Annotated in this window: 12 protein-coding genes and 2 tRNA genes; 2 read left to right on the top strand and 12 right to left on the bottom strand. The window is 36.4% G+C overall.

The annotated features are described in order from the left end of the window. Positions 1-39 precede the first annotated feature (39 nt). Positions 40-128, top strand: a tRNA-Ser gene (locus BUC31_RS14960). Between the two features lie 39 nt (positions 129-167). Then, positions 168-242 (top strand) — tRNA-Pro (locus BUC31_RS14955). Positions 243-665: 423 nt separating this feature from the next. On the opposite strand, the gene BUC31_RS14950 is transcribed toward BUC31_RS14955, so the two are convergent. From BUC31_RS14950 to BUC31_RS14895, 12 genes are all read right to left on the bottom strand, one after another. Further along, positions 666-2,486, bottom strand: coding sequence for an AMP-dependent synthetase/ligase (locus BUC31_RS14950; protein WP_073245568.1), 1,821 nt, complete (start codon positions 2,484-2,486; stop codon positions 666-668). A gap of 76 nt (positions 2,487-2,562) precedes the next feature. Next, the gene (locus BUC31_RS14945) at positions 2,563-3,051 is read right to left on the bottom strand and encodes a MaoC family dehydratase (RefSeq protein ID WP_244534057.1); all 489 of its coding nucleotides are present in this window, start codon (positions 3,049-3,051) and stop codon (positions 2,563-2,565) included. After that, entirely contained in the window at positions 3,032-3,769 is a 738-nt protein-coding gene (locus tag BUC31_RS14940) for an SDR family NAD(P)-dependent oxidoreductase (RefSeq protein WP_073245994.1), read from the bottom strand. The genes BUC31_RS14945 and BUC31_RS14940 overlap by 20 nt, the downstream gene beginning before the upstream one ends. A 65-nt stretch (positions 3,770-3,834) precedes the next feature. Further along, a complete protein-coding gene (locus BUC31_RS14935) occupies positions 3,835-4,809 on the bottom strand; it encodes an NADPH:quinone oxidoreductase family protein (RefSeq protein WP_073245566.1) in 975 nt (324 codons plus the stop codon). Between the two features lie 95 nt (positions 4,810-4,904). Continuing rightward, the gene (locus tag BUC31_RS14930) at positions 4,905-5,909 is read right to left on the bottom strand and encodes an NADP-dependent oxidoreductase (protein WP_073245564.1); all 1,005 of its coding nucleotides are present in this window, start codon (positions 5,907-5,909) and stop codon (positions 4,905-4,907) included. 72 nt (positions 5,910-5,981) lie between these two features. Next, complete coding sequence (locus BUC31_RS14925; protein ID WP_073245562.1) at positions 5,982-6,752, bottom strand: enoyl-CoA hydratase/isomerase family protein; 771 nt, start codon at positions 6,750-6,752, stop codon at positions 5,982-5,984. Positions 6,753-6,757: 5 nt separating this feature from the next. Next, positions 6,758-7,513 carry an SDR family NAD(P)-dependent oxidoreductase gene (locus BUC31_RS14920; RefSeq protein WP_073245557.1) on the bottom strand — a complete coding sequence of 252 codons (756 nt, stop codon included), beginning with the start codon at positions 7,511-7,513 and terminating at the stop codon, positions 6,758-6,760. Between the two features lie 56 nt (positions 7,514-7,569). Then, on the bottom strand, positions 7,570-8,001 hold the full coding sequence (locus BUC31_RS14915) for a hypothetical protein (protein ID WP_084135051.1): 432 nt from the start codon (positions 7,999-8,001) through the stop codon (positions 7,570-7,572). Further along, positions 7,959-9,026: a phosphotransferase family protein gene (locus BUC31_RS14910; protein ID WP_073245555.1), complete on the bottom strand. Its 1,068-nt coding sequence runs from the start codon at positions 9,024-9,026 to the stop codon at positions 7,959-7,961. The genes BUC31_RS14915 and BUC31_RS14910 overlap by 43 nt, the downstream gene beginning before the upstream one ends. Positions 9,027-9,149: 123 nt before the next feature. Beyond that, a complete protein-coding gene (locus BUC31_RS14905; RefSeq protein ID WP_073245553.1) occupies positions 9,150-10,364 on the bottom strand; it encodes an acyl-CoA dehydrogenase family protein in 1,215 nt (404 codons plus the stop codon). A gap of 46 nt (positions 10,365-10,410) precedes the next feature. Continuing rightward, positions 10,411-11,184: a glucose 1-dehydrogenase gene (locus BUC31_RS14900; protein WP_073245551.1), complete on the bottom strand. Its 774-nt coding sequence runs from the start codon at positions 11,182-11,184 to the stop codon at positions 10,411-10,413. Positions 11,185-11,286: 102 nt separating this feature from the next. Continuing rightward, positions 11,287-13,101, bottom strand: a complete 1,815-nt coding sequence (locus BUC31_RS14895; protein WP_073245549.1) for an acyl-CoA dehydrogenase family protein — start codon at positions 13,099-13,101, stop codon at positions 11,287-11,289. Positions 13,102-13,159 lie beyond the last annotated feature (58 nt).

Genomic DNA, 13,159 nt, shown 5'->3' with positions numbered 1-13,159 from the left:
CATCCGCTATTTAGAGCAACAGTTCATTGAAGAATTACTGGAGAGGTGCCTGAGTGGCCGAAAGGAACGGTTTGCTAAATCGTCGTAGGTGGAAACACTTACCCAGGGTTCGAATCCCTGTCTCTCCGCAACAATGTGTTGAGAGACATATTTTTTGATAACTAATTCGGGGTGTAGCGTAGCCCGGTTATCGCGCCGCGTTTGGGACGCGGAGGTCGCAGGTTCGAATCCTGCCACCCCGACAAAAACCAGTTCAGAAATGAACTGGTTTTTTTTTTGCTTTAATTTTAGTTTTTTTTCAGATTTTTTACTTGGTCCTAAATCTTTTTAAAATCTAATATTCTCTATAGTACAGTGATGATTACCATTGAATTCACTTCAACGTAATCTATTTTTACATTCACCTTTTATTTATCGGGCATTATTGAATTGTAGGTCTTTTAAAGCCGTTACAGAAACATTATCTTCCAATCTGACTAAGATTAGCTTGCTTACGAATTTCGCCTTGTAATGGTAGCGAAAATAGATTAAGGTATATTAATCAAAGTGTAGTTTTCAATTTGTGAAGTTGTTATTTATTATGATAATATTCTCAAAGAAAATCAAGTTATTAGTTCACAATAGTTAACGCCTTACTATAGAATTCATTTTTTTAATTAGACTATTTATTCAGAATAGATATCCATAATTTCAGCACTAAACTTCTCTCTTATGACCCTACGCTTTAATTTAAGGGTAGGGGTTAGTTCTGCATCTGCGCCATCAGCATGTACAGGTAACCATTCACGAGCAATAAGTTTGAACTTTTTAATTTGTTCTACATGGCTAAACTCAGGATTGTACGTATCTATAATCTTCTGGTATCGTTTTAAAACTTTTGGGTGTTTTATTATTTCGTCTAAACTGGTCCAGGGAATTTCTTTCTTATTACAATAACTTTTTAAAGCTTCTTCTGCAGGTACTATCAAAGCAGAAACAAATTTTTGTTTATCACCGATCACCATCATTTGTTCTACTAAAAACTCCTCTTTTATTCTATTTTCAATTGGTGCTGGGGCAACATATTTACCACCAGATGTTTTAAGCAATTCTTTTTTTCTATCTGTAATTTTAAGAAATTCTCTACCTGTAGGTCCTTTTACCAATGTACCTATATCACCAGTACGAAACCATCGTTTGCCATCTATCTCGCAAAAAACCTGGGCATTTACTTCTGGTTTCTTGTAGTAGCCCATCATTACATTTGGACCGTATGCTAAAATCTCACCTTCACCTTCTCTATAATCTCCGCCTTCTTGATCAATTAATATTTCTACTCCATCAATAAGAGGGCCGGCAGAACCTAATAGTGCGCCATCGGGCTCCATGGTATTTACACTTAATGTTGGCGAAGTTTCTGTAAGTCCATATCCTTCACGAATAGGAATGCCTGCCGCACAAAAAACACGCATTACTTTTACAGGGCATGGGGCAGCACCTGTAACAACTGCATTTATATTACCACCAAGAGCATCGCGCCATTTAGAAAAAATTAATTTATCTGCAATTTTCCATTTTATTTTTTTGCCAAAAGATAAATTTTGATTTATTTCATAATCATCGGTTAATGATAAGGCCCAAAAGAAAAGTTTCTTTTTTATTCCATCTAAAGCCAAGCCTTTATTATAAATAGCCTCGTATATCTTCTCAAGCAATCTTGGAACGGTTGTGAAGGTGGCTGGTTTTACAGCAGCTAAATCACCATCTGGACCACTTAAATTATCTGTACCGGCAAAGAAAATTTTAGCGCTTTTGTAATAGTAAACAAAAGACACAGAACGTTCATAAATATGGCATAAGGGTAAAAAACTTAACACATTATTACCCGGCTTTGCCTGTAAATGTGGAGAAGTTTTCAATGCGATGTGCATTATGTTTTTATGAGATAGCATTACACCCTTTGGATTTCCAGTAGTACCTGAGGTATAAATTATCGTAGCCAGATTTTCAGTTGTTATTCCGCTTTTAATTTTTTCAACTTCCGCCTTATGTGAATCATTGAATAGATCTTCCCAAAAAGGAATGTCAGTTTGCTTATCAAAAGTGTAGATATGTTCTAGAGTAGGTACGTTATTGCGTGTAGCATTTAATTTCTTGTACAAATCTCCGCCTCCACAAAAAGCTACTTTTACCTCTGCTTCATTTAAAATATATTCATACTCTCCAACACTGATTGTTGGGTAAAGAGGAATACTTATCAATCCGGCCATTTGCATTGCAAAGTCTAAAATCATCCACTCTGGTCTATTTTTATAAGTAACAAAAGCAACCTTATCGCCAGGTTTTAGACCAAGATTCAACAATCCTGATGCCATACTTTCCGCAGTTTCTTTTACTTCCTGTGAACTATATGATTTCCATTTACCAGAGGTATCTCGACCGTTTATAGAGTTTTCTAATGGATGATTTTCTAATTGGTAGTATAAGAGGTCAAAGAGTCTAGTCATTGCTTTAGATTGTTTTTTGTTAATTTTAATTGCGATAAATTACACGTGATTTTATTTAATTACATAAGTTGAGGTTTTAAGAAAACATAAGACTGATAAATTCTGCAACACAGGCAGGCTTTTCAGAGCCCTTTATTTCAACTGTACAGTTCCATATAACTTTTAAGCCAGAATCACCATAATCTTCAATGTTGTCGATGTTACCTATAAGTCGAAGACGACTATCGACCAAAACAGGACTAGGAAAACGAACTTTGTTTAATCCGTAATTCACTCCCATTTTTGCTGACTTGACCATAATGAGGTCTTCCAGCATTTTAGATAGTAAAGACACGGACAAAAAACCATGAGCTACTGGTTTTTTAAATGGAGAGTATTTATTCGCCTTTTCAACATCAACATGAATCCATTGATGGTCTCCCGTAGCTTTGGCAAAATCGTTGATCATTTCTTGAGTTACGATTATCCAATTACCTTCTGGAAGTGGTTTGCCTTCCAGTTCTCTGAACGCCTTAAAATCTTCTATTTCTAATTTTGCCATATTATTATCTTGAAGTTCCTCCATCTATTGTTAAACAAATACCAGATACAAAACGCGCCTCATCAGATGCTAGATATAAATAACCGTAAGCGATATCAATGGGCTGTGCAACGGTTTTCAGTGGTATACTTGCTTCAATAGCAGCAAAATGCTCTTTAGGTATTTTAGCTACCATATCGGTCATGGTAAAACCTGGTGCAATTGCATTGGCTGTAATACCATGCTTACCTAATTCAACTGTCCATGTTTTTGACATTGCAATAACACCTGCTTTTGTTGCGGCATAGTTTGTTTGACCAAAGTTGCCTCTTAATCCAACATTAGAAGCAGCACTTACTATTCTGCCATATTTGTTTGCTTTCATATATGGTGCTGCAGCTTGGGTGCACAAAAACACTCCTTTTAAATTTACATTTACAACAGAATCAAACTCTTCTTCACTCATTTTTTCAAGAGTTTTATCTCTTGTAATTCCGGCATTGTTAATAAGAATGTCCAGTTTTCCGTACTTATCGTTTATCGATGCAAATAAGGTTTCTATAGCCGATTTTTCTGTTACAGATACTGAATGAAACTCTGCTTTACCACCACTAGCATTTATACCGTCTGCAACTGCTTGCCCTTCAGGTAAAAGGTCAACTATTATTACTGTAGCACCTTCTTTTGCAAATAATTCTGATATAGCTTGTCCTATTCCTCTAGAACCACCTGTTACCACTGCTATTTTGTTTTCTAATCTCATGATATTATATTTTGTAATTTCTATATTCTTGACAGTACTAGAAGTAACAGTCATTTTTATTTTTTTTAAATCTTTACAATCAATTTGCCTTTCACTTTTCTTTGGGTCATTTCTTCAAGAGCAGTTGCTGTATCTTTTAAATCATAAACAGCGTGAATATGTGGTTTTAGTTTGCCTTCGGCATGCCATTTCATTAAAGCCATTGTATTCTGCATATTCGCTTTAGCGTCTTTCATGGCAAATGCACCCCAAAAAACACCAACTATAGCTGCTTCTTTTAATAGAGGAAGATTCAGCGGAATTTTAGGGATATCGCCAGCAGCAAAACCTACAACTAAATACCTTCCATTTCGGGCAATACCTCTAAAGGCTGCTTCTGAATATGTTCCGCCTACAGGGTCATATATAACATCTACACCTTTACCATCAGTTAGTTCTTTTATGGTTGCTTTTAAATCTTGGGTGGTGTAATTAATTGTTTTGTCGGCACCATATTCCTTACATAAAGCCAATTTGTCATCGGTTGATGCAGCAGCAATAACCGTTGCACCCATAAGCTTACTAAGTTCAACAGCGGCTAATCCTACACCACCTGAAGCACCTAAAACCAAAAGTGTTTCACCTTCTACCAAATTACCTCTGTCTTTTAAGGCGTGATATGAAGTTCCATACGCCATAAGAAAGGAAGCGGCAATGGGAAAATCCATTTGGGGAGGCTTTGGGAAACAAGCATTTGCAGGAACTAGAACTTCTTCTGCCAAACCACCATGAGCTACAAAACCAAATACTTCTTGACCAACTTTTAAATGAGAAACACCTTCGCCAACTTCTTTAACAATACCGGCGACGTCACTACCTGGTGTAAAGGGCAATTCTGGTTTGAACTGATATAAGCCTTGAATAATCAATGTATCTGGAAAATTCAATCCACATGCCTTGACTTCGACTAAAACCTCTTTTGCCTTCGGTTTTAAATTAGTAACATCTTCCAATACTAATGAAGAAGGAGGACCGAATTTTTTACATCGTATAGCTTTCATATATAAGTTCTTTGCTTTTCATTTCTGTGTAAACAGAAATAGTATAAATCTCGCATTGTTAAGTTCTCTACTATGCTAAAAGTGGAGTATGTTTTTTACTCCTCTATTATTTTTAATATCAATTTTCCCATTTTATCGCCAGAGAAAAGACGGTTGTATGTTTCTGGGAAATTCTCAATGCCTTCATAGATGTCTTCTTTGCTTTTTAGTTTTCCTTGCGCCATCCATCCGCCTAAAATTTTAGCTCCTTCTGCATATCTATCTGCATAATCAAAAACAACCATACCTGTCATACTAGCTCTATTTACTAATAAAGACAAGTAGTTACTAGGTCCTTTCATAGCGGTTTTATTATTGTATTGAGATATTGCTCCACAAATAACTATTCTAGCATGCATGCGAAGTCTTCCTAATGCTAAATCCAGAATTTCTCCACCTACGTTATCAAAATAAACATCTAAACCTTTAGGGCATTCTTCTTTTATGCGGTCTTTTACATTCTCGTTTTTATAATCGATACATGCATCGAAACCTAATTCATCAACAACATATTTACACTTATCGGCACCACCTGCAATACCTACAACTCTACAGCCTTTTATTTTAGCAACTTGACCAACAATGCTACCAACAGCACCTGCGGCCCCAGATACTAAAACAATATCATCTTCTTTTATTTTGCCTACTTCTGTAATTCCGTAATAAGCGGTCATACCTGTCATACCTAAAGTGCCTATGTAGGTGGGTAGAGGAGCAAGGTTAGGGTCAACCTTGTAATAGCCTTCACCTTCGGTAGCAATATATTGTTGTACACCGGCATAACCGGCAACATAATCACCAACCTTAAACTTTGGGTGATTATTTGACTCTATTACTTGCCCTACAGAACCGGCTCGCATTACCGAGTTAATTTCCATGGGTGCTATATAAGATTTTGCATCATTCATCCATCCACGCATTGCAGGATCTAGAGATACATAATGTTGTTGTATCAATACTTCACCTTCTTTAATTGTAGGAATAGGGTTAGAGACTAATGACCATGTAGAAGCATCAGCATCACCAGTGGGTCTTTTTACAAATAATAATTGTTTATTCATGAGTTAGTTATTTTATGATCAATCCGTTAAAAATTAGAACCTGATTGACTTTAATTTATGATTGTTGAATGTTTACTTTTTCTTGCCTGAAAAACTTTCTACATAAGCTTTCATTTTTGCTCGTATTTCTGGTTTCCACCAAAGTTCAGCAGCTTCTTTTAGAGAGTTTTTACCATCTGCATCTAATTTTTCAAGAAGATGCTTTCTGATTTTGGCTTTTGTATTTATCCAAATTTGTTGGTCTGCTTTCATGTAAAGGCGCATTTGTTTTTCTGCACGCTCCAAAACATTTTCTAATGGAACAAGTTCATCTACCAAACCGGCGGATACTGCTTCTTTACCAGTCAATAATTTTCCTTCTAGAATATATCTGCTCGCCAAACCATCACCCATCCAAAAAGCATAAACTTCGGTTAGGTTTTGACTTATTTGAATGTTTACGGCAACCTCGTTAAGACCTATTACATATTTATCTCCATCGGCCATATACCGGTTATCACTGGCTACCGCTAAAACACATCCGCCGGCAGGTGAATATCCTGTAATAGCAGAAATGAAGGGTTTTTTAAATTGTACCAGTTCTAAATACAGAGTACCGAATGAAGAAAAGAAATTTTCTATTTGGTTTTTGTCATATTGAAAAAGTTCAATTAAGTCTAAACCTGCAGAAAAATAATGTGGTTGACCAGAAAGTATTACCCCCTTAACCTTATCATTTGCTGCTATAGATTTAAAAGTCTCTCGCAATTCTGCTACCATTTCTGCATTGATAGCATTGACTTTACCGCGATTCATTTGAATGATTGCGTACTCGTCTTTATAAGTTATTTCTAATGTCTTCATATATTTTATAAGGATGTACCTCCGTCTAATGTTAATGTTTGTCCTGTCATGAATTTTGAATTATCAGAAGCAAGAAAGCAAATACCTTCTGCAATTTCATTGGCCTCACCAAATCTTTTCATCGGTATTAATCTCTTTAGTAAATCGCCCATATCGGGTCTTACCGTAAGTAATTGGTCTAATAATGCAGAATGTGTGTAACCAGGGCAAACTGCGTTAATACGAATATTTTTACTGCCATATTCCAAAGCTGCTGACTTTGTCATACCAACCACGGCAAATTTGCTAGCACTGTAGGATAAATTGTTTCCTGATGCTTTTAGACCTGCCAAAGAGGCTACATTTACAATGGTGCCATGACCTTGCTTCATCATTTGTTTTAATGCAGCCTGCATACAGTAAAAAACACCGGTTTGATTAACGGCAATGACATTATGCCAATCGTCATGGGTATGCTCAGCTGTTTTCAATTGATGCTTGCCACCAATACCGGCATTATTAACAATGACATCTACACGGTCATATTTTGAGACTGTTTGTGCTATTAGGGCTTCAACCTCTTCAAATTTTGTGACATCAGTTTTTATGGCAGATGCAATACCACCATTTTTTATAATTTCAGCCGCTACTTTCTCTGCATTGCTCAGGTTAATATCTGATACTACGACGGTGGCGTTTCGTTCGCCTAAAAGTTTGGCTGCCGCTGCACCTATACCGCTTCCGGCACCTGTTATTATGACTACTTTATCTTTTAAATTCATCTATTCTGTTTTAATCTTAGTTTCTCTAAGCTCTTTTGGTTTTTATAATGGTATTTTTAATCACATTGAATTAACCTTGAATCTAATAATGCTTGATCTCTTAAATGTGAAGGATATCCCTCTGCTTTTACCATCCCTAAAAAGTCAGCGACGGTGTTATATTTTATCAACAATATTTTATCCCACAAAGTTTCATTCTCTGGTCCAATTAATGTTCGTTGAGGTTTTCCCATATAAAGAATTTCAGCATTTGCTTTTTGAAAGTATGGCATAGCCGCTTTCATGTAGTTTTTATATGATTCAGCACCTGTTAATCCAGTTTCTATAACGGTTTCTTTAAATTTTAAAAGGTTAAGCATCACCACGGGTTTGTCCATAGGTAATAGCGAGAATGCCCTTAATTGCTCTGTGTTAATTTCTGTATGTGATTTTGCTTCCAAATGCTTTAAAATAAATTGTCTATCTGTTTCTTTTGTATTGCTTCCCAAGCTGTTTTACAACATAACTCAGCTGCCTTATTCAATTGAGCAAATTTTGGGTCGCTTGTATGCCCGTGCTTATATCGATAATAAATTTGTTGTGCTATAACTGCTATTTTGAACAATCCGTAGGCATAATAAAATACCAGATTATCTATGTTTCTACCACTTTTGGTAGCATATTGTTGCACAATCTCAGACCGTAGCGGGTTGCCCTTCATTACTGTTGGTGACTGTAAACCTTTTTTCATAAAATCTGGATCTGCTGCTGTAGTCCAGTATCCTAAAGAAGTGCCTAAGTCCATTAAGGGATCACCTAGCGTGCACATTTCCCAATCTAGAATAGCTATTATTTCTTTCCAGCTATTATCCTTAAAAACCACATTATCATATTTAAAATCATTGTGTATTAAAGTGTGGTCGTAGCTTTTAGGTTGATTCTCTGCCATCCATTTCATTACCTTCTCTGCGGTAGGTACATCATCTGTTGCAGCAGCCAAATATTGCTTGCTCCAATTCGTTACTTGTCGTTCGACATAACCATCTGGGCGGCCTAAATTTTCAAGTCCTGCTGCTTTGTAATCTATTGCATGAAAGGCAACAAAAGTGTCTAGCCAAGTATTAGAGATTGTTTTAAAATCATTTTCAGGAATCTGTCTTTTATGTGCTTCTTTAGCGGTCAAAATAATCCCTTCTACTTTACTCATTATATAAAAAGGTGCACCTATAATATCAGTATTTTCTGTATACGTGTACGCTTTTGGAGTTTTGTCAAAAACGGAATTTAAGTTTGAAATTACTTTGTATTCACGGCTCATATCGTGCCCGCGTTTTGGAGCGGCGAAAGGTGGTCGTCGTAAAACGTATTCTTTATCTTCAATATTCAGTAAGTAGGTAAGGTTTGAAAAGCCGTTGGCAAATTGCTCAACTTGAAGTTGACTTTCGGCATCATCAATTAAATTGTTCTCAAGAAGAAATTTCTTAAGATTTATCTGATTTAATTCTTCACCTTCTCTGACTGGTTTTATATTCATAAGTTATTTTCTTTCCTAAATAGGAGGGATGCTTTTGAAATTGATTGATGTTTCTATGGCTTACCTATTTTACGATGTCGATAGAGGTAAACCTTGATTTTTTTGGATGTTGAACTTCTAACTTTATTTGGCGTATTTCTTAATAACATTCTTGCCTAACTGACTCATGTGAACCTCATCTGGACCGTCAGCTAATCTCAATGTTCTCGCAGCTGCATAAAAGTGAGCTAATGGTGTATCATCACTTACACCCATACCGCCTAAAATCTGAATGGCTCTATCTATTACGTTCAAAGCCATTTTTGGCGTAACAATTTTTATCATCGCAATCAAATCTTTTGCTTCTTTGTTACCTAGCCTGTCCATCTTATCGGCAGCTGATAATACTAGCAAACGTGTTTGCTCAATTTCACATGCTGAACTTGCAATATCTTGTCGTACACTACTAAATGTATCTAAAGTTCTACCAAAAGGCTTACGTTTAGTTGTGCGTTCTGCCATGATTTCTAGCGATCGTTGTGCCATGCCTATTAGACGCATGCAATGATGAATTCTACCCGGTCCCAATCGCCCTTGGGCTATTGCAAAACCTTGACCTTCACCCACTAATAAATTTTCTTTAGGAACGCGAACGTTCTCTAGTAAAATTTCTGCATGCCCTTCGGGAGAATCAGTATAGCCAAAAACGGGTAAGTGTCTTATGATTTTTAGCCCGGGAGTATTCATAGGTACTAAAATCATACTTTGTTGAGCATGTCTTGGAGCATCAAAATCTGTTTTGCCCATTACAATGCTAATCTTGCAATTTGGATCCATAGCACCAGATGACCACCATTTTTTACCATTAATGACATACTCATCACCATCAGCAACTATAGATGTTTCAATATTGGTAGCATCTGAAGAAGCAACATCTGGTTCAGTCATTAAAAAAGCAGAACGTATTTCGCCATTCAATAATGGTTTCAACCACTTGTCTTGCTGTTCTGGAGTACCGTATTTTGCTAGTACTTCCATATTACCTGTATCAGGAGCATTACAATTAAAAATTTCGGGAGCCCATATAATACGACCCATTATTTCAGCTAAGGGCGCATATTCTAAATTGGTTAATCCCGGACTTAAATCGCCATAAGATTTTGGAAGAAAAAGATTCCATAGACCAGCGTCTTTAGCCTTTTTTTTCAAACCTTCTAGTCCTGGCCATTTTTTCCAGGCATTATTAGGATTGTGATGAAAAGAATCTACCTCGGCCTCTATTGGGTTAATATGTTCTTCCACAAAAGCTTGTACTTTTTGTTGTAATGCGATTGCTTTGTCACTATGTTCAAAATTCATTAGCTTTTTCTTTTATCAACTTAATACTTTGTACTGATTTATTTTCTTAACCTGAGATTAAATATCCACCATCAACCGTATATACACCTCCCGTCATATAAGACCCTGCATCTGAAGCTAGAAGCATTACAATACCTGCTAATTCATCGGGTTCGGCTATTCTTTTCAATGGCACTACACCTGTATAACCTGCTACCATTTTTTCGTTGGACCACAATGCTTGACTAAGCTTTGTTTTAACAAGACCAGGGCAAACTGCATTAGAGCGAATACCATGTCTTCCCCATTCTTTTGCCTGATTCTTAGATAGCATTATTAAAGCTGATTTTGTAACGCTATATAAGCCAAGTTTAAAACCAGGGTGAATACCTTCTACAGAAGAAATATTAATTATGCTGCCTCCGCCTTGTGCTTTCATATGCGGTTGGGCTAAGTTTGAAAGTAGCCAAGGCGCTTTAACATTTACATTCATTACTTTATCGAAAACTTCTTCATCAGAATCTTCTAACGGACCGTAATATGGGTTGATAGCAGCGTTGTTTACTAAAATATCTATTCTTCCATATTTCTCAATGGTTTTGGCTATTAATGCTTCGCGCTGGTCTGCTTCACCAATGTGACATGCAATACCGATTGCTTCAAAACCAGCTTCTTGCATTTCTTTAGCAACAGCATCAACAGCATCTTGTTTTCGACTGCTGATGACTACTTTAGCTCCATTTTCTGCTAGACCCTTAGCTATAGAGAGTCCTATTCCTTTACTAGAACCTGTTATTACGGCTACTTTTCCAGTAAGATCAAATCTTTGTTTTATGCTCATTTTTCGTTGTTAGTTGATAGAATTCATGCCATACTGAAGAATATTAATCAGTCTTATCTTTGAACTGTGCTCAGTATTACATTTTAGAATCTAGTATTTTAATTATACAAAAACTTCCTTATCAGTACCTATAGTTAAGGCGGTCTTATTGTCCATTAAAATTTCTGCTAATCCTGTAGTTTTTGGCAATTCATACTTGAAGTAGAATTGCATTGTATGTATTTTACTTTCGTAGAATTCAGCACTGTTTTCTTTGTTGCCGGTTACAAGGGCATTTTGCGCTTCTCTAGCCAAGTCTAACCATAACCATCCCATTAAAATATTACTGAAAAATTCCATAAAAGGAGTAGCATCTGCTAAGAAACGTTGGTAATCACCCTTCATGGCAAAGCCCATTAATGATTTCAATACATCTTGTGTTAACTCTAATTTGGCAGCTAATTTTTTAGCATAAGGAGCTAATGAATCATGAGCCATACTAGCCTGAATAGAGTTACTTATTTCTACTGATAATAGTTTTAAAGCTTCACCATTATTCATGGTTACCTTTCTGCCTAATAAATCTTGAGATTGTATACCCGTGGTGCCTTCGTAAAGCGCAAAAATTCGAATATCTCTTAGGTATTGTTGCAAAACGTAATCAGAACAAAAACCGTATCCTCCTAATACTTGTACCCCATTGTCAACAGATGTTTTGCCCATTTCTGATGGGTATGTTTTTACAACTGGTGTCATTATTTCTAATAACAATCTATATTTTTCTCGTTCTTCTGCAGTTGCACTTGCTAGAGAAAGATCATGGTATTTCGCTGTTAAAAAGATCAGGCTTAATGAACCTTCAGAAATTGCTTTTTGAAGCAATAACATTCTTCTAACATCTGGGTGGTTAATAATTAATGTTTGCTCTTGATTAGCATCTTTTTTACCTGTGCTTGTAAGCTTACGTCCTTGAGGTCTTTCATTCGCATAATTCAAAGAAGCATGATAAGCAGCTGTTGCAATTGCTGCAGCACCTCTACCAACGCCAATTCTTGCTCCGTTCATCATTAAGAACATATATTTTAAACCTTGGTTTGGCTCACCAACTAACCAACCAGTACAATCTTCTTTATCTCCGAAAAAGAGGTGTGTTGTACAGTACCCTCGCTGACCCATTTTTTGAAAATCTGCAACCGTGGTAACATCATTTGGAGTTAATCCCCCATCTGCGGTTGGTCTCTTTTTTGGTACTACAAAAAGGGAAATTCCTTTTGTACCTGCAGGAGCTCCTTTTATTCGAGCTAATACCAAATGCACAATGTTCTCTGCACCTTGATAATCTCCTCCTGAAATAAATATTTTTTGTCCGTTTATTTTATATGAATCGCCATCTGGCGTGGCAGAGGTAACAATATCCGATAAAGAACTACCTGCTTGTGGTTCTGTTAAGCACATTGTACCGCCCCAGGTACCTTCTAGCATTTTTGGCACATAGGTTTTGTTAAGTTCTTTATTGCCAAAATGTGTTATTAATTCTGCAGAACCAACAGTTAAACCAACATAACCAGGTAAGTAATTATTAGCAGCTTCTTGTATAAAAGCAGAAGCATTCAATACCATTTGTGGCAATTGCATACCACCATCTTCGTATGAGAAAGATCCAGAAATAAAACCCATTTCACCAGCGGCTTTCATGTATTTGTTTACCTGCGGATGTACTACAATTTCACCATCTTTAAAATGCGCCGGTTGTTCATCCATCTCTCTGAAATAAGGGAATAATTCTTTGTCAGAGAAATCCTTGACAGAATTTAAAAGCATTTCTATGGAGTCTTTGTCATACTCGGCATAACGTTCTTGCTCAAGTACATCTTGTACACTATGTACTTTGTATAATAAAAATTTAAGGGTTTCTAAATCTACATATTGGTTTGCCATATCGAATTTTGTCTTTGAAATTATCGTACGACAATTTAGAATTAATTCATACGAAACT

Source organism: Maribacter aquivivus (assembly GCF_900142175.1).
Taxonomy (GTDB): domain Bacteria; phylum Bacteroidota; class Bacteroidia; order Flavobacteriales; family Flavobacteriaceae; genus Maribacter; species Maribacter aquivivus.
The sequence above is the reverse complement of the archived record's forward strand: the minus strand, read 5'-3'. Positions and strand labels throughout refer to the sequence as shown.